The sequence below is a fragment of the Ruegeria sp. AF5 genome (assembly GCF_056541905.1).
Window position 1 is genome coordinate 520,743 of record NZ_JBQFYZ010000002.1, and the last position, 22,688, is coordinate 543,430.

Annotated in this window: 19 protein-coding genes; 14 read left to right on the forward strand and 5 right to left on the reverse strand. The window is 57.3% G+C overall.

Features of this window, described 5'->3' with window-relative positions; translation table 11 throughout:
* Positions 1–10: 10 nt before the first annotated feature.
* The 7 genes from hisD to ACR0DS_RS06100 are packed head-to-tail and all read left to right on the forward strand — an operon-like array spanning position 11 to position 5,693.
* Positions 11–1,318: a histidinol dehydrogenase gene (hisD, locus tag ACR0DS_RS06070; protein WP_209503872.1), complete on the forward strand. Its 1,308-nt coding sequence runs from the start codon at positions 11–13 to the stop codon at positions 1,316–1,318.
* Complete coding sequence (locus ACR0DS_RS06075) at positions 1,311–2,072, forward strand: SDR family NAD(P)-dependent oxidoreductase (RefSeq protein ID WP_480480852.1); 762 nt, start codon at positions 1,311–1,313, stop codon at positions 2,070–2,072. The genes hisD and ACR0DS_RS06075 overlap by 8 nt, the downstream gene beginning before the upstream one ends.
* Entirely contained in the window at positions 2,069–3,049 is a 981-nt protein-coding gene (locus ACR0DS_RS06080) for an alcohol dehydrogenase catalytic domain-containing protein (RefSeq protein WP_480557871.1), read from the forward strand. The genes ACR0DS_RS06075 and ACR0DS_RS06080 overlap by 4 nt, the downstream gene beginning before the upstream one ends.
* A 23-nt stretch (positions 3,050–3,072) precedes the next feature.
* Positions 3,073–3,483: a universal stress protein gene (locus ACR0DS_RS06085; RefSeq protein ID WP_480480856.1), complete on the forward strand. Its 411-nt coding sequence runs from the start codon at positions 3,073–3,075 to the stop codon at positions 3,481–3,483.
* A 46-nt stretch (positions 3,484–3,529) separates the two neighbouring features.
* Positions 3,530–4,036 carry a sulfopyruvate decarboxylase subunit alpha gene (gene comD / locus ACR0DS_RS06090; protein ID WP_480537898.1) on the forward strand — a complete coding sequence of 169 codons (507 nt, stop codon included), beginning with the start codon at positions 3,530–3,532 and terminating at the stop codon, positions 4,034–4,036.
* Positions 4,033–4,587 carry a sulfopyruvate decarboxylase subunit beta gene (gene comE / locus ACR0DS_RS06095; RefSeq protein ID WP_480557869.1) on the forward strand — a complete coding sequence of 185 codons (555 nt, stop codon included), beginning with the start codon at positions 4,033–4,035 and terminating at the stop codon, positions 4,585–4,587. The genes comD and comE overlap by 4 nt, the downstream gene beginning before the upstream one ends.
* Positions 4,587–5,693: an alpha-hydroxy acid oxidase gene (locus ACR0DS_RS06100; RefSeq protein WP_480505129.1), complete on the forward strand. Its 1,107-nt coding sequence runs from the start codon at positions 4,587–4,589 to the stop codon at positions 5,691–5,693. The genes comE and ACR0DS_RS06100 overlap by 1 nt, the downstream gene beginning before the upstream one ends.
* A gap of 53 nt (positions 5,694–5,746) precedes the next feature.
* On the opposite strand, the gene ACR0DS_RS06105 is transcribed toward ACR0DS_RS06100, so the two are convergent.
* On the reverse strand, positions 5,747–7,792 hold the full coding sequence (locus ACR0DS_RS06105) for an ASKHA domain-containing protein (RefSeq protein ID WP_480557867.1): 2,046 nt from the start codon (positions 7,790–7,792) through the stop codon (positions 5,747–5,749).
* A gap of 217 nt (positions 7,793–8,009) precedes the next feature.
* On the opposite strand from ACR0DS_RS06105, the gene guaB reads away from it, so the two are divergent.
* From guaB to ACR0DS_RS06120, 3 genes are all read left to right on the forward strand, one after another.
* Complete coding sequence (guaB, locus tag ACR0DS_RS06110) at positions 8,010–9,458, forward strand: IMP dehydrogenase (RefSeq protein ID WP_480485596.1); 1,449 nt, start codon at positions 8,010–8,012, stop codon at positions 9,456–9,458.
* A gap of 93 nt (positions 9,459–9,551) precedes the next feature.
* Positions 9,552–10,709, forward strand: a complete 1,158-nt coding sequence (locus tag ACR0DS_RS06115; protein ID WP_480557865.1) for an RsmB/NOP family class I SAM-dependent RNA methyltransferase — start codon at positions 9,552–9,554, stop codon at positions 10,707–10,709.
* Between the two features lie 108 nt (positions 10,710–10,817).
* Positions 10,818–13,109, forward strand: a complete 2,292-nt coding sequence (locus tag ACR0DS_RS06120; RefSeq protein ID WP_480557863.1) for an ATP-binding response regulator — start codon at positions 10,818–10,820, stop codon at positions 13,107–13,109.
* Positions 13,110–13,113: 4 nt separating this feature from the next.
* Here the strand turns inward: ACR0DS_RS06120 and ACR0DS_RS06125 are convergent, their stop codons facing one another.
* Complete coding sequence (locus ACR0DS_RS06125; protein ID WP_480493129.1) at positions 13,114–13,707, reverse strand: sulfotransferase family 2 domain-containing protein; 594 nt, start codon at positions 13,705–13,707, stop codon at positions 13,114–13,116.
* Between the two features lie 192 nt (positions 13,708–13,899).
* On the opposite strand from ACR0DS_RS06125, the gene recA reads away from it, so the two are divergent.
* The 4 genes from recA (at position 13,900) to ACR0DS_RS06145 (ending at position 19,093) form a co-directional block, all read left to right on the forward strand.
* The gene (gene recA / locus ACR0DS_RS06130) at positions 13,900–14,967 is read left to right on the forward strand and encodes a recombinase RecA (protein ID WP_267366220.1); all 1,068 of its coding nucleotides are present in this window, start codon (positions 13,900–13,902) and stop codon (positions 14,965–14,967) included.
* Between the two features lie 168 nt (positions 14,968–15,135).
* A complete protein-coding gene (alaS, locus tag ACR0DS_RS06135) occupies positions 15,136–17,808 on the forward strand; it encodes an alanine--tRNA ligase (RefSeq protein WP_480557861.1) in 2,673 nt (890 codons plus the stop codon).
* Between the two features lies 1 nt (position 17,809).
* Positions 17,810–18,097: a DUF1330 domain-containing protein gene (locus ACR0DS_RS06140; protein ID WP_480480870.1), complete on the forward strand. Its 288-nt coding sequence runs from the start codon at positions 17,810–17,812 to the stop codon at positions 18,095–18,097.
* Between the two features lie 372 nt (positions 18,098–18,469).
* The gene (locus ACR0DS_RS06145; RefSeq protein WP_480485607.1) at positions 18,470–19,093 is read left to right on the forward strand and encodes a transglutaminase-like cysteine peptidase; all 624 of its coding nucleotides are present in this window, start codon (positions 18,470–18,472) and stop codon (positions 19,091–19,093) included.
* 217 nt (positions 19,094–19,310) lie between these two features.
* On the opposite strand, the gene ACR0DS_RS06150 is transcribed toward ACR0DS_RS06145, so the two are convergent.
* The 3 genes from ACR0DS_RS06150 to ACR0DS_RS06160 all read right to left on the reverse strand — a co-directional run bounded on the left by ACR0DS_RS06150 (position 19,311) and on the right by ACR0DS_RS06160 (position 22,420).
* The gene (locus ACR0DS_RS06150; protein WP_480557859.1) at positions 19,311–19,889 is read right to left on the reverse strand and encodes a hypothetical protein; all 579 of its coding nucleotides are present in this window, start codon (positions 19,887–19,889) and stop codon (positions 19,311–19,313) included.
* 301 nt (positions 19,890–20,190) lie between these two features.
* A complete protein-coding gene (gene typA, locus ACR0DS_RS06155) occupies positions 20,191–22,008 on the reverse strand; it encodes a translational GTPase TypA (protein ID WP_267366184.1) in 1,818 nt (605 codons plus the stop codon).
* A 76-nt stretch (positions 22,009–22,084) separates the two neighbouring features.
* Entirely contained in the window at positions 22,085–22,420 is a 336-nt protein-coding gene (locus ACR0DS_RS06160; RefSeq protein ID WP_267366185.1) for an SMR family transporter, read from the reverse strand.
* Between the last annotated feature and the right edge of the window lie 268 nt (positions 22,421–22,688).

Genomic DNA, 22,688 nt, shown 5'->3' on the forward strand with positions numbered 1-22,688 from the left:
CCTGCTGAACATGCCTCGTGAATATCTGAAAAAGGCAACTTTAACGGCTCAATCACACGCCTCAGAGGTGCATGATACGGTGAAGACAATTCTGACCGATATCGAGGCGGGCGGTGATGCAAAGGCAAGAGAATACGCCGCCAAGTTCGACAAGTACGAAGGGAATGTCTTGCTGACCCCGGCTGAGATTGAGGCCGCCTGTGCAAAAGTTTCCGAAAAGTTGAAAGCCGACATCCGTTTCGCTCACGACAATGTTCGGCGCTTTGCCGAGACGCAGAAAGCGACCGTTTCGGACGTCCAGACCGAGATTGTGCCAGGCTTCGTTGCTGGGCAGAAGGCAATCCCAGTGGACGCTGCGGGGTGTTACGTGCCGGGGGGGCGATACAGCCACATCGCCAGTGCGATTATGACAGTGACCACCGCGAAAGTTGCGGGATGTCGCCACATCACGGCCTGCTCGCCCCCGCGTCCCGGCGAAGGGGTCGCGCCTGCCATCGTTTATGCGGCGCATATCTGCGGGGCCGACAGCATTCTGGCTATGGGGGGCGTGCAGGGTGTTGCCGCCATGACCTACGGCCTGTTTGGTCTACCGCGCGCCAACATCCTTGTGGGCCCCGGCAATCAGTTCGTGGCCGAAGCCAAGCGCATCCTTTACGGCAAGGTTGGTATCGACATGATCGCAGGTCCGACCGACAGTTTGATCCTTGCCGATCAGTCCGCCGATGCGCATGTCGTCGCCACCGATTTGGTCAGTCAGGCCGAGCACGGATACAACTCGCCGGTCTGGCTGGTCACCGATGATCGCGACCTTGCGCAAAAGGTGATGGAACTGGTGCCTGCGCTGATCGCAGATCTGCCGGAATTGAACCGCGAAAACGCCTCGGCCGCGTGGCGCGATTATGCTGAGGTTATCGTCTGTTCCAACCGCGAAGAGATGGCCGCCTGTTCCGACGAATACGCACCTGAGCATCTAACGGTTCAGGCTGAGGATCTGGATTGGTGGCTGGAACGGCTGACCTGTTACGGATCGCTGTTTCTGGGCGAGGAAACAACCGTGTCATACGGAGATAAGGCGACCGGTACGAACCATGTTCTGCCAACCTCGGGCGCGGCCAGCTATACTGGCGGGCTGAGTGTCCATAAATACATGAAGATCGTGACGTGGCAGCGGGCCACCCGCGAAGGGTCAAAGCCCATCGCCGAAGCGACCGCGCGGATATCGCGGTTGGAAGGAATGGAAGGTCACGCCCGTGCCGCAGATGTGCGTCTTGCAAAGTATTTCCCGGACGAGCAATTCGACTTGACCGCCGATGGATGACCCGCGCTCATTGTTTGACCTGACTGGCCGGGTGGCGTGTATCACCGGTGCCAGCTCGGGACTTGGGCGGCAAGTGGCACGGACTCTTGCCGCAGCAGGTGCGCGTGTTGTCGGTATAGCCCGGCGCAGCGAGGCATTGGCGCAGATGCAGGCCGAGATTGGCACGCGCGCTGCAACGGTTGTTGCAGACGTTGCAGATCGAGATGGGGTAAATGCGTTGACACAGGCCGTCGCTTCCAAGTTTGGCCCTCCGGACATACTGGTCCATGCGGCTGGGGTGAACACGCGTGAGGCTGCGGATGATGTTACTCCTGAGGGGTGGGATGCCACGCTTGCCCTGAACCTCAGCGCACCGTTCTTCCTCAGCCAGGCGATGGTTCCGGCGATGAAGGAAAAGGGGTGGGGGCGAATTGTCAATTTCGCCTCGCTGCAAACAACGCGCGCTTTTCCAGGTGGTATCGCCTATGGCGCGTCCAAGGCGGGGATCGGGCAGTTGACACGCGCCATGGCCGAGGCGTGGTCGCCCTTTGGCATAAACGCCAACGCCATCGGACCGGGGTTCTTTCCCACCGAACTGACGCAGGCTGTGTTCGACGACCCCAAGCGCGCAGAACGGAACGCCGCGCAAACCTGTATCGGACGCAATGGGCGGATGCAGGATATCGACGGGCCGATCCTGTTCTTATGCTCTCGGGCGTCTGACTATGTCACGGGACAGGTTCTGATGGTTGACGGAGGGTTTACTGCCAAATGAAGGCTCTGGTTTACAAAGGTGTTGAACACATGGTGTTTGACGATGTGCCGAATGCCGAACCGGGCGCATCGGAACACCTGATCCGGGTCGAGGCGGTTGGCATCTGCGGATCGGACATGCACGCCTATCTGGGCCATGATGCACGTCGCCCAGCGCCCCTGATCCTCGGGCACGAGGCAGCCGGTGTCATAGCTGATGGTATCCGCGCCGGTGACCGGGTGACGATCAACCCGCTGGTAACCTGTGGCCAATGCGCGGCATGTCGGACGGGTCGCGAGAATCTGTGCCCGGATCGTCAGATCATCTCGATGCCACCGCGCGAAGGCGCTTTCGCGCAATATGTCTCGATGCCAGGCAGAAATCTTGTCGACGTGCCCGATGATGTCCCTTTCGCCAAGGCTGCGCTGGCTGAACCTCTGGCCGTAAGCTGGCACGCAGTCAGACTGGGGATCGAGGCTCTGCATTCAGCGATGGACCGCCGCGCCTTGGTGATTGGCGGAGGGGCCATTGGCCTTGCGGCGGCCTTGGCCCTGCGGGCGCAGGGTATTGAAGACGTTACAATCGCGGAACCAAACGCGTTGCGCCGGACTTATCTGGCGGAAATCGAAAGTTTTGCACTTGTGGATGCGCCCAATGGGTCTTTCCCGTTGGTCATTGATGCTGTTGGATATGCCGCGACACGGTCGGTCGCTTCGACCCTGGCCGCGCCGGGTGGCGTGATCGCGCATGTCGGATTGGGTGAAGATGCCGGAGGTCTGGACGTGCGTCGCATGACCTTGCAGGAGATCACCTTTATCGGAACCTACACCTACACCGCGCAGGATTTCCGCGACACGGCTCAGGCGATCTTTGACGGCCGTCTTGGCGCACTGAATTGGGTTGATGAGCGTGCACTGGCCGATGGCGCGCAGGCGTTTCGCGATATCCGCTCTGGCTCTGTAGCCGCACCAAAGATTATCCTGAGACCCTGGGGATAAACCTGACAGAACTGGAGGCCACTATGTATAAGAAAATTCTGGTCCCGATGGCTTTGGATCACGGCATATCACAACATACGCTGGAGGTCGCGCGTGGCTTGTCCGAAAACGGGGCCGAGATCATCGGATTGCATGTCTACGAAATGCCACAGGGATCAGTCAGCGCCTATCTCGACAAATCCGCAGTGGCCGAAGGGTTCGAACGCGCGAGGCGGGCATTGTTGCAAAAAGTTGACGGGCTGGATGGTGTGAAAGCCGAAATTATCAAAGGACACACCGCCCGCACCATCATTGACTACGCGACCAGCAACAATGTGGACTGCATTGTTATAGGTTCGCACAAACCGGACTTGAGCGACTACTTTCTGGGATCGACAGCGTCACGCGTTGTTCGTCATGCCCCCTGCGCTGTACATGTGCACCGCAGAACCTGATTTCCTTAATCGCGCCAAGCGCCCCAACAGGACCAACAGCCCGACCATGAACATAGACAAGAAGATAACCGACGATCTGGTGGCCAACGATATCTCGTTCGTCACCACCGTCCCGTGCAAGCAGCTGGCGGGTGTCATCGCTGAAATCGACCAGCGAGAGGGCATCCATCACATCCCGTCCAACAAGGAAGACGAGGGGATGGGCCTGTGCGCCGGGGCATGGATGGGCGGCAAGCGTCCCGCGATCATCATGCAAAACACCGCAATCGGTGTGACGATCAACACACTGGCGACACTGATCCAGTTTTATCGCATGCCATTGCCGATGCTGATTTCCTATCGCGGAGAGCTGCGCGAACCGGTTGCCTGCCAGGTTGAAATGGCTGTGCACACCAAAGCGCTGCTGGCTCAGCTGAATATCCCGACTTATCACTTCCACCATCAGTCAGATGTTGAGGAACTCGACGCGATCCTCAAATACACCTTTATGTGCAACAAACCGGTCGCCATTCTGACCGATGCCAGTTTCTGGGGAGGCTATGGCGACCAATGATCCGCTCTGAAATTCTGAAAGAAATCGCTCCGATCCTGCGCGATCAGCTCGTTGTTTGTAACATTGGCATTCCAAGCCAGGAGCTGCACGCCATCGACGACCAGCCCACCAATTTCTACATGCTGGGCACGATGGGGCTGGCCTCATCTATTGGCTTGGGGTTGGCCTTGTCGCAGCCCAAGCCGGTTATCGTGATCGATGGGGACGGGTCGGTCCTGACCAATCTGGGTACCTTGCCGACCATCGCCAATAACGTGTCGGACAACTATATCCTGTTGATCGTCGACAATGGCTCTTACGGGTCCACTGGGGATCAGCCGACTTATGCCGGGCAGAAGACCTCTCTGGCGAAAATGGCGGAAGCCGCGGGATGCGAGCGAGTAATCGAATGTCAGGCCGAAGACACCGGCCGCGTGCTGCAAGAAGCGCTGGATTCGAAACAGATGACCATCATCGTGGCCAAGTGCGAAAGCGGAAACGCCAAGATGCCTGTTATCACTATGGATCCGGTGGTGATCCGCGACCGGTTCATGAAGGCCGTACAGGCCTGATGTTATCCAGCGCTATCCACAGTTCCGAAGACGCCCGCCGCCTGGCGCGGCGGCGTCTGCCGTGGATGGTGTTTGACTATATCGATGGGTCTGCCGGGGCCGAGGTTGGCGCAGCCCGAAACAGGGCTGCACTGGATGCGCTGATCCTTCGCCCTCGGATTCTGAAAGATGTCAGTGAAAGGTCGCTGGCTTGTTCCGTCTTTGGCGGGTCGACCCAACGCCCGTTTGGCATCGCACCGATGGGTATGTGCAATCTGTCGGCCCCCGGTGCAGATCTGATGCTGGCACGTCTTGCGGCGCGGTACGAGGTGCCGCTTGGGGTCTCAACCGTCGCATCGACCCCGTTGGAAGACCTGATTGTCGAGGCAGAAGGACATGCCTGGTTTCAGCTGTATTTCAGCGGCGATGGCAGTGGCACGTTCAAGCTGGTCGAGCGCGCAAAGGCTGCGGGGTACGAAACGCTGGTACTGACGGTTGACGTACCCGAAGTGGGACGTCGCCCGCGCGAATTGCGCCATGGGTTCAGGATGCCGTTCAAAATGGGTCCGAAACAGGTGCTTGATTTTGCGCTTCATCCGCGGTGGTCGCTGTCGACGCTGCTGCGGGGCAAGCCCGAAATGGCGAATTTCCTGATGGACGGATATGATTTTGATCGCCGGGAAAGCCGGGCCAGGGCGACCTGGGAGACTTTGGCCCGTCTGCGCGACCAGTGGGCCGGGAAACTGGTGGTCAAGGGCGTTCTGGATGCAGAGGACGCGCTGAGCCTCAGGTCGGCAGGTGTCGATGCCATTCAGGTCTCAAGCCACGGTGGGCGCCAGTTGGACAGTGCGCCAGCGCCGATTGCCGTATTGCCAGAAATTCGGAACGCCGTCGGCCTGGATTACCCGCTGTTTTACGACAGCGGTTTGCGCTCGGGCGAGGATGTTTTGAAAGCGTTGGCAAACGGGGCAGATTTTGCCTTCTTCGGCCGCATCCTGCAATTTGCAATCGCGGCAGAAGGGGAAGAAGGGCTTGAGCAGCTGTGGTCTGTGCTGAGTGATGAAATGAGTATTGCCATGGCGCAGATGGGCGTTTCGTCGCTGGGCGAGGTGCGACGCGCAACCTGAAACCAGTTTGGGGAACGACCCGAGGCGTACCTGCGAGTCGTTCCAATGCTGGTTTAACCGCGACGTCTGCGACGGCGTCCACCGCCTGTTTCGCTTTCTCCGCCCGTGTTGAAGCTTGGATTGGGCAGCGTGACAACCTGCGCCAGTTCCGGGAATGGATCGGTTTTGTGCGGGATCGCGTTGGCGGCCACGAAATGATCCTGGAACTTCGGCTCAATTGCGGTTTCGATCTTGGTGATCTCGCGCACGACGCGTTCGATTTCAGCGCGTGATCCGATATTGCACAGCGCAATCCGCGCGCCTGTACCAGCGGCATTACCCGCGCTGGTGACCTTGTCCAGCGGTGCATCAGGGATCATGCCCAGAACCATGGCGTGCTTGGTCGAAATATGAGCTCCAAAGGCACCGGCCAGAACCACACGATCCACCTTGTCAACTTCCATCTCGTCCATCAGCAGACGCGCACCGGCATAAAGCGCGGATTTGGCCAGTTGGATGGCGCGGATGTCGCCTTGCGTGACAGTGATGCGGGGGCCACCTTCGGCGCTGGCATCGTGAATCAGGTAAGCGTGTGTGCGGCCTTCGGGGATGCAGCGGGCCGTTCCAGTCTGCTCGGCCGATCCGATCAGGCCGCTTTCATCCAGAAGGCCGGCCATACGCATCTCGGCCACAGCTTCGATAATGCCCGAGCCGCAGATACCGGTGATACCAGTGGTGGCGACATCAAGGTCAAAGCCGTCTTCGTCCGACCACTTCTCGGACCCGATGATGCGAAAGCGGGGTTCCTTGGTAAGGGGATCGATTTCGATCCGCTCGATCGCGCCGGGTGCTGCGCGCTGGCCAGAACTGATCTGAGCGCCTTCAAACGCAGGCCCGGTAGGTGAGGAACAGGCCAGAACGCGGCTGGTGTTGCCCAGCAGGATTTCGGCATTGGTGCCCACATCGACGATCAGAACCAAATCCTCGGATTTGCCGGGTTCTTCGGACAGGGCAACCGCCGCACAATCCGCGCCCACATGGCCCGCGATGCAAGGCAGGATGTAGACCTGCGCGCGGGGGTTCATGGTGGTCAGTTCCATCTCACGTGCGGGCAGGGACATCGACTCGGACGTGGCCAGGGCAAAGGGCGCCTGACCCAGCTCGACGGGATCCAGACCCAGCAGCAGATGGTGCATGACCGGGTTACAGACAAACACCGTTTCAACGATCAGCGCGGTGTCAATGCCGGCTTCTTCGGCGATTGCGGTGGTCAGATCATTGATCGCCTCGCGCACGGCTTTTGTCATTTCCCGATCCCCGCCGGGGTTCATCATGGAATATGAAACACGGCTCATCAGGTCTTCGCCAAAGCGGATTTGCGGGTTCATCAGACCTGATGACGCTTTAACTTCGCCGGTTTCCAAGTCGGTCAGATGAGCCGCAATCGTAGTTGAGCCTAGGTCGATGGCCAGCCCATACAACCCGCCTTCGTGCAGGCCGGGCCAGATTTCGACAATGCGTGCGACGCTGTCCTTGTGGCCTTTGTGAACGGCCACAGTGACTTCCCATTTGCCTTTGCGCAGAACCGGTTGCAGCTTGGACAGAAGCGATAGGTCCGCCGTGGCCGCGTCAATTTTCCATTGCTCGCGCAGCGCACGTTCAAGGCGCTCCAGATCGCCGGTTGGCGAATGCATGTCGGGCTCTTCCACCACCACGAAATATAGACGCGTTGCCGGATCCATGGTGATGGCGCGTGCCGTGGCGGCCTTGCGAACGACCTGACGATGCACCTGGCTTTCCGGCGGCACGTCGATCACGATATCGCCCTGAACCGAGGCCTGACAGCCCAGACGACGACCGGGTTTCAGGCCGCGCTTGTCGTCATAACGTTGCTCGACCGCGTTCCATTCGCTCAGCGCATCCTGGGACACCGTGACGCCGTGCTTGGGAAACTCGCCATAGCTTGGGGTGATCTGACACTTTGAACAGATACCGCGGCCCCCGCAGACCGAATCCAGATCCACTCCCAATTGGCGGGCTGCGGTCAGAATGGGCGTGCCGACAGGAAAATGCCCGCGTTTGCCGGACGGGGTAAAGACGACAAGTGGGTCGTTGGTCATGAGTGACATGCCTTTTTGTGTTCGCGCGTTTTCCCGGCAAGATATGGGTTTGAGCGCAAAGGGAAAGGGCTATCAGCGGCACGATTTGCACGGCATGCGTCGTTTTCTTCGGCTGTATAGTCAACTAGAGCCACAGAGTTGCCCTCAAGGGCTTTTCCTTTGGTTCAATCCATGCAATAGGGTCACCGCCAAACGGGCTTTTGCATGGGGTATTCAGATGCAGATTCGTGAGGCACTCACCTTTGACGACGTTCTTCTGGTTCCGGCCGCATCTTCAGTGCTGCCGGCAACAGCGGACACCACCACGCGTGTCACGCGTGAGATTACCATGAACATCCCGCTGCTGAGCTCGGCCATGGACACGGTGACCGAGGCGCGCATGGCCATTGCCATGGCACAGGCAGGCGGTATCGGGGTCATCCACAAGAACCTTTCCGTAGAAGAGCAGTCTCGCGAAGTTCGCCGCGTCAAACGGTTCGAGTCGGGTATCGTCTACAACCCTGTTACCTTGCGCGCGGATCAAACCCTGGCCGATGCGAAGGCTCTGGTCGAGCGCTATAATTTTACCGGTTTCCCGGTAGTTGACGCGGATGGCCGCGTTGTTGGTATCGTGACCAACAGGGATATGCGCTTTGCCAATTCCGACAACACTCCGATCAAGGCGATGATGACCTCGGAAAACCTGGCAATGCTGAAAGAACCCGCCGATCTGGAAGAGGCTAAAAGCCTGATGCGGGCCCGTCGTATCGAAAAATTGCTTGTGGTCGATGGCACGGGAAAACTTACAGGTCTGCTAACGTTGAAAGACACCGAACAGGCTGTTCTGAACCCAACAGCGTGCAAAGACCGGCTTGGCCGCCTGCGAGTGGCTGCCGCGACTTCGGTTGGAGACGCGGGTTTTGAGCGGTCCGAGCAGCTGGTGGCTTCGGGCGTTGATATCATTGTCGTCGATACGGCGCATGGTCACTCTCAGGGCGTGCTGGATGCGGTGAGACGGGTCAAAACCCTGTCGAACGAGGTTCAGATCATTGCCGGAAACGTTGCTACAGGCGAGGCGACCAAGGCGCTGATCGACGCAGGTGCTGACGCCATCAAGGTGGGTATTGGCCCCGGTTCGATCTGTACAACACGCATGGTGGCGGGCGTTGGTGTCCCTCAGTTGACCGCGATCAGTGATTGTGCCGCCGCGGCGGGGGATGTTCCGGTCATTGCGGATGGTGGCATCAAGTTTTCGGGCGATTTTGCCAAGGCAATTGCCGCCGGTGCGTCGTGCGCCATGGTGGGTTCGATGATCGCGGGCACAGACGAAAGCCCGGGTGAGGTCATTCTGTATCAGGGCCGGTCGTTCAAATCCTATCGCGGTATGGGCAGTCTTGGCGCGATGGCGCGCGGATCGGCGGATCGGTATTTCCAGAAGGACGCGGCAAATGACAAGCTGGTACCCGAAGGGATCGAAGGGCAGGTTCCTTACAAAGGATCAGCCAGTGCAGTGATCCACCAGCTTGTTGGTGGTTTGCGCGCTGCGATGGGATACACCGGCTGCGCGACTGTCGAAGAGATGCGCAGAAACTGCCAATTCGTGAAGATCACGGGCGCAGGTCTGAAAGAGAGCCACGTACACGATGTTCAGATCACACGTGAAAGCCCGAACTACCGGGTGATGTAAGCCGTTGCGCATGACATACGGCACCCTAGCACGGGGTGCCGTAGTGATTTTGGATTGGCCTGTCACGGCCTTTTTCAGCCAAGGTAATCCGTGATGACACCTGCTGCCCGCGTTCAGGCCTCGATTGAAATTCTGGATGAAATTCTCGCCGGGGCCCCGGTTGAAAAGGCGCTGACCGGCTGGGCGCGGCGCAGCAGGTTTGCGGGCTCCAAGGATCGGGCAGCTATTCGCGATCATGTGTTTGACGCTTTGCGGTGCAAACGCTCGTTTGCTGCGTTGGGTGGTTCCGGAACTGGCCGCGGCCTGATGATCGGCGCCATTCGCGCATCGGGTGAAGATTCGATTGAGTTGTTTACCGGCGACCGCCACGCGCCCGAAGCCCTTCAAAATAACGAAGTATCAAGGGATTTTGCATCCGAAGCCGAGAGATATGATTTTCCCGAATGGCTGTGGCCAAAGTTCGTCGCATCCTTGAACGATGCCGCCGTTCCTTGCGCATTGGCATTGCAGGAACGCGCCCCGGTTTTTCTGCGGGTCAACTTGTTGAAAACGGATGTAACCCGGGCGATTGATGCTTTGGCGACCGACGGTATTTCAGCCCGTCCAACGCCGATTTGTGAAACTGCTCTGGAGGTGACAGAGGGCGCGCGTCGGGTTGCGCAAAGCCAGGCATACGCTCAGGGTTTGGTCGAGCTTCAGGATGCGGCAAGTCAGGCGGTTGTTGCTTCCTTGGATCTGCGCCCTGGAATGCGCGTTTTGGACTATTGCGCCGGGGGCGGTGGCAAGTCGCTTGCGATTGCGGCCAACAAGGGTGTCGAGGTTTACGCTCATGATGTGAACGCGCGCCGAATGAAGGATGTTCCGGCTCGGGCAGAACGGGCAGGGGCCAGAATAACCATCCTGAACAGCGCGGAACTTGCTGGTCACGGGCCTTTTGACGTCATTTTGGCTGACGCCCCGTGTTCTGGCAGCGGTTCGTGGCGGCGCGCACCGGCAGGCAAATGGGCGTTGACTGAAGAACGTTTGCAAGAACTCACGGTCATTCAGGCTGAAATTCTCGCAGATATCACGCCATTGGTCCAAGCAGGTGGAGTGCTGGCATATGCGACATGCTCGGTTCTTGCCGACGAGAACGATGCGGTTGTCGACAGGTTTCTGGCGCAACATGCGGGCTGGCGTGAAACCTTCCGGCAGGCATGGCAGGTAACACGCGGGTCCGACGGGTTCTTTACGTCACACTTGACGCGCTGATCTTTCGGTAAATACAACCCAGGGTAGCTGATTTGTTTTTTAGCGCCGTTAGGCGAGTGTTAACCAATTCTACCTGTTATTACCGCAATACCTGTGCCCGAGCCGTTTATGCCTGACATCACTGAATTTGTTCCAGTCCCTTCAACCGCCGATACTCCATCGGTGTTTCGGATCGGGTCGTTGGTGTTTGTGGCGCTGTTGATCAGCTTGGCACCTGCGGTTGGGTTTCTGCCGTCGGATTGGACAAAAGGTTTGCTGGCAACAGGCATTTCACTGCTGGTTGTGGCGCTTTTGTTTGGGATCAAGGGGGCGATTGCAAACAGGCATTTGCAACAGATATCAGCCCTTTTTGTCGCTTTCGCAGAACGCGAGGATGTTCCGGTTGTGATCTCAAACGGGTATGGTGATATTTTGGCCGCAAACGTCCTGGCGGAGAAAAAGCTGGGGGCCGTACGGGGCGAAACCCTGGCCCGCTGTTTGCGCTCCAAGTTTGCCAATCCGTCGGCGATTTTACTAAGCCTGCAATCGCGGGCGCAGTCCGCGGGACGCGCCCAGAGCGAGTTTCCCGGTGGCGACCGGACCATTTCGGTTTCCGTGCATCAATTGAGGCCGGGGCTGTTCTGCTGGAGTTTCAGCTGTGTTCAACAGGAGAGTTGGCAAACCCTTGGCTTGCCGGTCATAACACTTGGACGCGAAGGTGAAATATTGCGCGTCAATGCCACGGCCGAGCGTTTGTTTGGTGCGCACCCTGCCAGGGCGCAGGATATTTTCAGCGAAGCCGAACCGCGGACCGGGGCTGTCAACGCAGTCAGGACCCGCGATGGTCATATTCTGGCAGCCGTGTCCGAATTTTCTCAATCCGGGTCGGAACGAAGCCTTTGTTTGTTACCGATTATGCAGATGCCCGCACAGGATGCGGTCATGTCCTTCTCTGACCTCCCGGTTCCAATCCTCAGACTTTCCGAGGACGGCATCATTCTGGACAGTAATCGGCTGGCGGCGAAACTGTTGGGAAAGAAGCAGCTTGAAGGCAGTAACATCAGCGACATCATGCGGGGCGTAGGGGGCCCTGTGCTGGATTGGTTGAAACGAACCGAGGCGCATGAAGAAACGCAGCGATCAGAGTTTTTGCAGTTCATTAGGGACGACAAGGAAATCTTTGTTCAAGTCACCCTGAGCCGTGTGTTTGTCGATGGAAAGATATGCCTGATCGCGGTTCTGAACGATGCGACTGAACTGAAGACTCTGGAAGCTCAATTCGTTCAGGGCCAGAAGATGCAGGCCGTAGGGCAATTGGCCGGAGGTGTTGCACATGATTTCAACAACCTGCTGACGGCCATTTCCGGTCACTGCGATCTGCTGCTGTTGCGCCATGACCAGAATGACCCGGACTACGGGGATTTGGTGCAGATCAATCAGAATGCCAACCGGGCCGCCGCGCTGGTCAGTCAGCTTTTGGCGTTTTCGCGAAAACAGACCCTCAGGCCGGAAGTGTTGGATCTGCGTGACACGATCTCGGACCTTATTCACCTGCTGAACCGTTTGGTTGGCGAGAAGGTGCAATTGACGCTGAGCCACGATCCGGTGCTCAAACCCGTGCGGGCGGACAAGCGTCAACTTGAGCAGGTGCTGATGAACCTTGTCGTTAACGCACGAGATGCCATGCCGGACGGTGGTGAAATTCGCATTGAAACCAGTGTGTTGACCCTTTTGCAGCCTCTCATGCGGGACAGGGCAACCGTACAACCGGGCGACTATGTGACAGTCAAGGTTGTGGATGGCGGTGTTGGTATCCCAGCAGATAAGCTGCAGAAGATTTTCGAACCCTTCTACACCACGAAACGAACTGGTGAGGGCACCGGGTTGGGGTTGTCAACAGCCTACGGGATCGTAAAGCAAACCGGTGGGTTTATCTTTGTCGACAGCGCAATTGGACGGGGCACCGAGTTCACTGTCTTTCTTCCGGTTTGCGCGACGACGTCCGAGGTCGAAACTGAATCGCCAGTCCAGCCCGAAGCCCGGAGCGCCAGGCAGGGCGAAGGCGTGGTGCTGCTGGTCGAGGATGAGGCGCCTGTTCGCGCCTTTGCGACCCGCGCCCTGCGACTGAAGGGTTACACCGTGCTCGAGGCGGACTCGGCGGAAGAGGCGCTTCGACTGCTTGAAGATTCCGCGTTAAGTGTTGATATATTCGTCACAGATGTTGTCATGCCAGGAATGGACGGGCCCACTTGGGTGCGCAAGGCCATGGAGACGCGCCCGGATGCGCGTGTGATTTTCGTGTCCGGGTATACCGAAGGCGTTTTCGGTGATACCGGTCCGGATATTGCCAACTCAACCTTTCTGCCCAAACCGTTTTCCCTCAGCCAACTGACAGAGGCCGTGTTTCAACAACTTAACTGATGGATCACAATGCGGCTTTGTGCAGCGCAAATTCTTCCGGGCAGGCATTTCGAAACTTCTGTTCGGTAGCAGGTGACAGATGCAAATCTCCCGGAGGCGATACGTTTTCGCGCTTCAGGTCGATCTGCATGTCCAGACGTGCTTGCAGAAAGTCTAACACCTTGTCTTGATGTTCGTATTTGAAGATATGACGAGCGCCAGAACTGTCGTTGCGGGTACGGAAGAATTGCGCCTGGCTGCCGACATTGGCGAACTCGGGACGTGTGTCCAGCAAATAGGCTTGCACGAATGCGTCAAAACTCATGTCACGTGTCGAGCGCGGTTGACCTATCAAGTCTTCACGACTGCGAAACCGGTACCAGCTGCCCAGCCAATCCAACGGTTCGCGCACAATGGCCATAATTTCCATCTCGGTATCAAACAGTTTTCGAAACATGGTCTGGAAAAACCGGTCATACCGACGCACCGGGGCGTGTTTCAGCTCAGGTGGATGTGTCACGATGAGATCGGCCCGGTCACGCAACGCTGTGTGATAAGCCGTGCTTCCGGTCTTGGGGACTGAAAGAAAAGCAAGTCGTTCTTTATAAAAAACAAGCATTTATTGGTTCCCAAGGTTGCCATGTTACTTGTGCAGATTGTCGTAAACGACTCTTTAACACAATTGCAGAAGACTGATTTCTGTAAGTTTTAGTTGAAATGTTCTCTTTTTGATCTCATAAGGAACAAGAGGCGAACAAAGCAGCGATTGCCGCCCGATTAAGGGTGTGACAAAAGGGAAGGCGACAGGACAATGGCGGATCTTCTGACAATGAGCGACAAGAAAAACGCAGACAAGCAAAAGGCGCTCGACAGTGCGCTGGCCCAGATCGAACGGCAGTTCGGCAAGGGGTCGATCATGAAGCTGGGAGAAGATGCCCGGCAGGACATCGAGGCGAGCTCGACCGGGTCGCTGGGTCTGGATATCGCGCTGGGTATCGGCGGGCTGCCGATGGGGCGTATCGTTGAGATTTACGGGCCTGAGAGCTCGGGTAAAACCACTTTGACCCTTCATTGCATTGCTGAGCAGCAAAAGCGCGGCGGAGTTTGCGCGTTCGTAGATGCGGAACACGCTCTGGACCCGCAATATGCCCGCAAGCTGGGCGTTGATCTGGATGAGCTTTTGATCTCCCAGCCTGACACCGGTGAGCAGGCGCTTGAAATCACAGATACTCTGGTACGCTCGGGCGCAGTCAATATGGTTGTTGTCGACTCGGTCGCTGCCCTGACGCCGAAATCGGAACTCGAAGGGGACATGGGCGACAGCAGCGTGGGTGTTCAGGCCCGGCTGATGAGCCAGGCAATGCGCAAACTGACAGGCTCGATCAGCCGTTCGAACTGCATGGTCATCTTCATCAACCAGATCCGGATGAAGATCGGCGTGATGTTCGGCAGCCCGGAAACCACAACCGGTGGCAATGCGCTGAAATTCTACAGCTCGGTTCGGCTGGATATCCGCCGGATTGGCGCAATCAAGGACCGGGATGAAGTGGTCGGGAACCAGACCCGCGTCAAAGTTGTGAAGAACAAGGTCGCACCGCCGTTCAAGCAGGTCGAGTTCGATATCATGTATGGCGAAGGCATCTCGAAGATGGGCGAATTGCTGGATTTGGGTGTTAAAGCTGGTGTTGTCGAAAAGTCCGGGTCCTGGTTCAGCTATGGTGATGAGCGGATCGGGCAGGGGCGTGAGAACGCCAAACAATACCTGCGGGAAAACAGCCGGGTGGCGCTGGACATCGAAGACAAGATCCGCGCGGCGCATGGGCTGGAATTCGATATGTCGCCAGGCGTTGCCGAGGATGACGATATTCTGGAGGCCTGATGTCATGAGGTGGGTAACCCTGACATCTGCGCAAAGACTGTAACACTTGAAACAAGGCGGCTTGATCGGGTCGCCTTGTTTCGTTCCTGTGTGCCTCTGCTGTGGACACTCACCTGACAGGGGGCTAAACCAACGGAGACCAAGATATACGTGCGCCGAGAGAGCCCTATGCCAACCCTGAACGACATCCGATCGACTTTTCTGAACTACTTTGAAAAACAAGGGCATGAGGTCGTCGCGTCCAGCCCGCTGGTGCCGCGCAATGACCCGACACTGATGTTCGTGAACTCAGGCATGGTGCAGTTCAAGAACCTGTTTACCGGTCTGGAAACCCGCGATTACAAACGCGCCACCACGGCCCAGAAATGTGTGCGTGCGGGCGGCAAGCACAACGATCTTGACAATGTTGGCTATACGGCGCGTCACCACACGTTTTTTGAGATGCTGGGAAACTTTTCATTCGGGGATTACTTCAAACATGAAGCGATCCCTTTTGCCTGGGAACTGATCACCAGGGAATTCGGTATCGACAAGACCCGCCTGTTGACCACCGTCTATCATACCGATGATGAAGCCTTTGAAATCTGGAAAAAGGTCGGTGTGCCCGAGGACAGGATCATTCGCATCGCCACCAATGACAATTTCTGGCAGATGGGTCCGACCGGACCTTGCGGCCCGTGCACCGAGATCTTCTATGATCACGGCGATCACATCTGGGGCGGCCCTCCGGGATCACCCGAGGAGGATGGCGACCGATTCATCGAAATCTGGAACGTCGTTTTCATGCAAAACGAGCAGTTCGAAGATGGCTCGATGGTCGAACTTGACATGCAGTCGATCGACACAGGTATGGGGCTCGAACGGATTGGGGCGCTGTTGCAGGGCAGCCATGATAATTACGACACCGACCTGTTCAAAACCCTGATCGAGGCTTCGGCGGATGCGACCGGTGTCGACCCCTATGGCGACCAGAACGTGCATCACAGGGTGATCGCGGATCACTTGCGGTCGACCTCGTTCCTGATTGCAGACGGTGTGATGCCCAGCAATGACGGCCGGGGATATGTTCTGCGCCGGATCATGCGCCGCGCCATGCGCCATGCGCACCTGCTGGGCGCCAAGGATCCTGTCATGCATCGCCTGGTGCCTACGCTGGTGCAGCAGATGGGCGGGCATTATTCTGAACTGAAACAGGCGCAACCGCTTATCGAAGAGACGCTGCTGCTGGAAGAAACCCGGTTCAAGCAGACACTGGACCGTGGTCTGAAGTTGCTGGATGATGAGGTTTCAGGGCTTTCTGAGGGGGCACCCCTGTCAGGTGAAGCGGCCTTTAAGCTTTACGACACTTATGGCTTCCCACTGGATCTTACGCAGGATGCGCTGCGTGAAAAGGGCCTGAGCGTCGACACGGACGGTTTTGACACCGCGATGGCTGAACAGAAGGCCAAGGCACGTGCCGCATGGGCCGGGTCAGGTGAAGCAGCGGATCAGGTTGTATGGTTTGATGTGCTGGATGCCGCCGGTGCGACGGATTTTCTGGGCTACGATACCGAGAAAGCCGAAGCGCAGGTTGCCGCTTTGGTTGTTGATGGCGCACTGGTTGACAAGATCGACGCGGGCAGCAGCGGTTGGGTCGTCGTGAACCAGACCCCATTCTACGGGGAGGCCGGCGGTCAGGTCGGCGATACTGGCGCGTTGCGTAGGCTGGAGGATCGCGATCACCTGAGCCGCGTAGAGGACACGAGGAAGTTTGCCGACGGCAAGGTCTATGCTCATAAGGTAGCAGTTCAAAGCGGCGTTGTTTGCAAGGGCGACGCGGTAGAGTTTGAGGTTGATCACGCCCGCCGTTCCGCCATTCGCGCCAATCACTCGGCCACGCACCTGCTGCATGAAGCCCTGCGCGAAACGCTGGGTGACCACGTGGCGCAGCGCGGCTCGCTGAACGCGGCGGATCGTCTGCGGTTCGACTTCAGTCATTCCAAAGCGCTGAGCCTGGAGGAAATCCAGAAAGTCGAACGTGAGGTGAACGATTTCATCCGCCAGAATTCGACTGTTGAAACCCGGGTCATGACACCCGACGACGCGCGCGCATTGGGCGCGCAGGCCCTGTTCGGCGAGAAATATGGTGACGAGGTTCGTGTCGTCTCCATGGGCAAGGCACCAACAGGCAAAGGCCATGACGGCGATACGTGGTCGATAGAACTCTGTGGCGGCACACATGTGCGCCAGACAGGTGATATCGGCACCTTTGTTGTGTTGGGTGACAGCGCCAGCAGTGCAGGTGTGCGCCGGATCGAAGCGCTGACCGGGGATGAGGCCTTCCGCTATCTTTCGGCACAGGATCAACGTCTGGCTCAGGTGGCATCGGAACTGAAGGCGCAACCGGACGACGTGGTGGCGCGCGTGAAAAGCCTTCTGGACGAACGCAAGGCCTTGCAGAACGAAGTGGCTCAGTTGCGCCGGGATCTGGCTATGGCTGGCGGGGCCGGTCAGGGCGGTGATGCCGAGGCGCGGGATGTAAACGGTGTGAAATTCCTGGCACAAGCGCTCAGCGGTGTTTCAGGCAAGGACCTTCCCGCGTTGATCGACGAACACAAAAGCCGCCTTGGATCGGGTGCGGTGTTGCTGATTGCGGATACGGGCGGCAAGGCGGCCGTTGCGGCTGGTGTGACAGAAGACCTGATCGGACGGATTTCGGCGGTGGATCTTGTCAAAGCTGCGGTAATCGAGTTGGGCGGAAAAGGCGGCGGCGGTCGTCCTGATATGGCCCAGGGCGGCGGCAAGGATGCATCAAATGCAGATGCGGCAATCAAGGCCGCACAACAGGTTTTGGGAGGTTAATATGGCTGCTCTTTGGATTGCGCATGTCACGGTGACGAACACTGAGGCTTACGGCAAATACGCGGAACTGGCCGGACCGGCCATCGCCAAGCACGGGGGCGAGTTTATCGCCCGTGCTGCACGGTACGTTCAGCTGGAAGGTAAGGAACGTCCACGAAACGTAGTGGCGCGCTTCCCAACGCTGGAGGCTGCGGTTGAATGCTATAACTCGGATGAGTACCAGCAGGCCCTGAATCACGCGCGCGGCGCAAGTGAGCGTGAACTGGTTGTGGTGGAAATCACCGAGTGACATATGGGCCTTGCGTCCAAGGCGCTGATATTTCCAAGAAAACCGGCAGTGAATAAGCAAGATTCGGCTTATGTCATGTTTGGTTGATACTGATTAGCACGCGACAGCGGGCTGTTTTTTGTTTAATTGATTTAATTCAATCACTTACCCTTTGATGCTCCTGTTCTGTCGAATGGGTCCTGGCAGAATTGTGGCCGCGCCAACAAAATTCTTACGTGAAATTGTCAGATTCTCGGACGAATTTTCGCCCCGTTTCCTTTGCAGGTTCTCAAAAGATTGCGCGAAACGCCTGATCACAGATAGTTTCAAGAAACAGAATGTGGTGCAGTTGGACATGCAATCGTTCGAAGAACATCGGATCGGGGAACTCGCATGATTTCATTCGCGAATTTAGCCAAGAGGTGTGTTGCCGCTCTTGCATCGGCTGCGGCGCGCGCAGTGGGTATCTGCACCGTATGTATCGGCGTAATCGCCTCCGCACCTGTCGCGCAGGCATCCGACGGCGTCTTTATCCCTATCGTTGCGTCTTCGCCTCCGCCCTCAGGCGCAATCAACCTATGCAACCAATATAACTGGGCTTGCACTGCAAAACGCTCGGTCACGTTGTCCAGCCACCAAGAGCTGACGGTGGTAAATCAAGTGAATCGCCGCGTAAACGCGTCGACCCGGGAAGTTACGGATCAGTCCCAGTACAAAACGCGTGAGCGATGGGCCTTGCCAACACCCAGAGGCGGTGATTGTGAAGACTTTGCATTGTTGAAGAAAAGGGATCTGATCCATGCCGGGGTTGATCCAAGTAAGCTTTTGATTGCGACCGTTCTGGACACACGCCGGACGCCTCATGCGGTTCTGGTCTACCGCTCGGCGCAGGGCGACCTGATCTTGGACAATCTCACAAACCGGATCAAACCCTGGACAGCTACGCGCTATTTGTTCCTGCGCATGCAAGATCCGAAGCGGCCCAGTCAATGGGTCGGCGTTTACGGGCGCAGTTGACCTCAGCGGTATATTTACCTACCCAAAATCTTACCCTTGGACGCAGATTTGGTCTGCGCCCAAGAGTGTAGTCTTTGACCTTACGCTTGGACGGATTAATCCGAACGTTTTGCGTATCGACGTATTCCAGCCCCGAAGCCTCGACCAGCAGAGTTTTTTCTATCGAATATGCTCCGCGTTCCTAGGGCCGGTTCGCTGGTACTCGGTTTCGTCTTTATCAGTCTTCTTCGTGCTCTTCACCACCGGGCTCTTCCCCACCGGGCTCTTCACCCCTGGGCTCTTCACCACCGGGCTCTTCACCACCGGGCTCTTCGCCACCGGGTTCTTCACCACCGGGCTCTTCGCCACCGGGTTCTTCACCACCGGGCTCTTCGCCACCGGGTTCTTCACCACCGGGCTCTTCGCCACCTGGTTCTTCACCACCAGGCTCTTCGCCACCGGTTGGGTTACCGCCGCCACCATTGGGGGGCGTGCCATTTTCCTGGGAAGGTCCGTCGCCGGATCTCTGGTCTGAGACACCGATCGATGCGGTCGGGAAGTCACTTAGCAGACCTGCCAGCGGGGCGCATTCTGCACCGACGCGCGCCAGGATTTGATCGAAGTCATGACGGCGTTGAATGTAGCGGATCATGCCGGATGTCACAGCATCGCATTCGCACAAAACCTGAGCGGACGCAGCGGATTGCCGTGCTGTTGCAACCGTACATGTCCCAGCGGCAAAGGTTTCACCGGCAGGTGAAAGCAGAAAAGTTGTCGCAATAAAAAACAATGGAAACTTGCGAGCTCTATTACCCATTTTGAACTCCTTGGAACTCGATAACTAAACTACGTCCTTCTATGCACCATTCCCGTATCGGTGTTTGTGAAGGACGTCACACTTCTGACGTGTTTTGACCATAATTCGAGGGCGCCTACAATATCTTGTTGGTGTGGTTTGTGTCAGAAATCTTCAACCATGCGGAGAAAGGTGTTAGTTTTCAAATAAAAACCGGGCAGTGAGCCCGGTTTTTCTGATTTCGTCTTTTGTCGTATTGGAAGCAAATATGCCACACTAATGCCATTGTTTCCGTTTGGTCAGTTTGCAACCTGAGGGTGTTCTAGGCAGATTTGGCCATCCGCTTACGCTCGTGCGGGTCAAGAAAACGCTTTCGCAGGCGTACCGCGTTTGGTGTGACTTCCACCAGTTCATCATCGTCGATATAGGCAATTGCCTCTTCCAGTGAGAACTGAATATGCGGCGTCAGGCGGACCGCGTCGTCGGATCCACTGGCGCGCACGTTTGTCAACTTCTTGCCTTTGAGCGGGTTCACTTCCAGGTCGTTGTCACGCGAGTGTTCGCCGATCACCATACCCTGATATACGTCTGTTTGCGGACCAACAAACATACGGCCACGCTCTTCCAGGTTCCACAGCGCATAAGCCACAGCCTGACCTTTCTCCATCGAGATCAGAACGCCTGCGCGACGGCCCGGAATTTGCCCCTTATGTGGCGCCCAATCGTGGAACACACGGTTCAGTACACCGGTACCGCGCGTGTCGGTCAGAAATTCGCCGTGGTAACCAATCAGACCACGGGACGGGACATGGGCGATGATCCGCGTCTTGCCGGTACCAGCCGGGCGCATCTCGACCAGTTCACCTTTGCGGGCGCCGGTGATCTTTTCGATAACGGAACCAGAATATTCGTCATCCACGTCGATGGTGACTTCTTCGATGGGCTCAAGCCGCTGCCCGTCTTCCTCACGGAACAGAACCTGCGGGCGCGAGATGCTAAGCTCAAAGCCTTCTCGGCGCATGTTCTCGATCAGAACGCCCATTTGCAGCTCTCCGCGGCCCGCAACTTCGAACGCCTCGCCGCCGGGGGTGTCGGTGACACGGATGGCGACGTTCGACTCGGCTTCCTTCATCAGGCGGTCTCGAATGACGCGTGATTGAACTTTTTTGCCGTCACGGCCTGCTAGCGGAGAATCATTGATACCGAAGGTCACGGTAATGGTCGGTGGATCAATGGGCTGCGCGGGCAGGGCCTCAGTGACCTGAGGGGCAACCAGTGAATCCGCTACGGTGGCTTTGCTCATGCCAGCGATGGTCACGATGTCGCCTGCTTCGGCCACATCAATGGGCTGCTGGGCCAGTCCCCGGAACGCCAGGATTTTCGTGGCGCGGAAGTTTTCGATGACCGAACCATCGCGGCTGAGCGCCTTGAGGCTGTCGCCAGCCTTCAGCGTACCGCTTTCCACACGGCCGGTCAGGATACGGCCGATGAAGGGATCGCTGCCCAGTGTCGTGGCCAGCATCCGGAAGGGTTCATTTTTGTGATCGACCTGCTTCGGAGCAGGAACATGATCGACGATCAGGTCGAAAAGCGCGCTCAAGTCCTTGCGGGGGCCGTCCAGCTCCATATCCGCCCAGCCCGAACGGCCCGAGGCGTACATTGAAGGGAAATCCAACTGGTCGTCATCCGCGCCGAGGTTGGCGAACAGGTCAAAGCATTCGTCCAGCGCGCGATCCGGTTCGGCATCCGGCTTGTCGACCTTGTTCAGAACCACGATCGGGCGTAGGCCCAGCGCCAGTGCCTTGGACGTTACAAACTTGGTCTGGGGCATTGGGCCTTCTGCGGCGTCCACCAAAAGAACAACACCGTCGACCATGCTGAGGATGCGCTCGACCTCGCCGCCGAAATCGGCGTGGCCAGGGGTGTCGACAATATTGATGCGCGTGTCTTTCCACTCAACCGAGGTGGCCTTGGCCAGGATGGTGATGCCGCGTTCACGCTCCAGGTCGTTACTGTCCATGGCGCGTTCCGCGACGGCCTGATTTTCCCGGAATGCACCGGATTGTTTGAGCAGCTCGTCCACCAGGGTCGTTTTGCCGTGGTCCACGTGAGCGATGATTGCGATGTTGCGCAGGTCCATGAGAGGTCAGCCTTTGAACGGGAAGTTGCCGCGCGCATAACGCGGCGCGGCAAAATATACCAGCCCTAACCGGCCTTCAGTGCCCGGCAGTCTTTGAAAAGAGGTGAATGATCAGGATTCCGGACAATATCAACGTCAACCCCAGGATCGCAGGCCAGTCCAGCCTTTGGCCGAACACGATGAATCCGATCACGGCGATCAGGAATATACCGAGACCGGACCAGATTGCATAAACAATACCGACAGGCATGAATTTCAGCGTTAGCGCCATGAGGTAAAACGCAAACGCATACCCAACGACAACGATCACTGATGGCCAGAACCGCGAAAACTGCTGGCTGGCTTGCAAGGCCGTCGTGCCAATGGTTTCCGCCAGCACTGCCAGTAACAGATACAGATAGGCTTGGGGCATTTGAGTACCTCGAAAAGGGTGGGTCGGGCGGCTTGGTGGCGATTTTCGTGAGTGAAATACGTCGACCGCCATGCAGTCTACAAGATTACCTTGGGTCAGGTATACCTGACTGTTTTTTCAATCGAATGAATGTAATATTCGCCCTATATTTTTTATTTTTGTTAATGAGTTTTGAGCGATGACGTTATTTGCGAAATCAATCATATTTGCTTCGGGTCTGATAGTGGCGATTGGGTGGCTTGCTGACGGGGGGTCCGTCGAAGTGAAT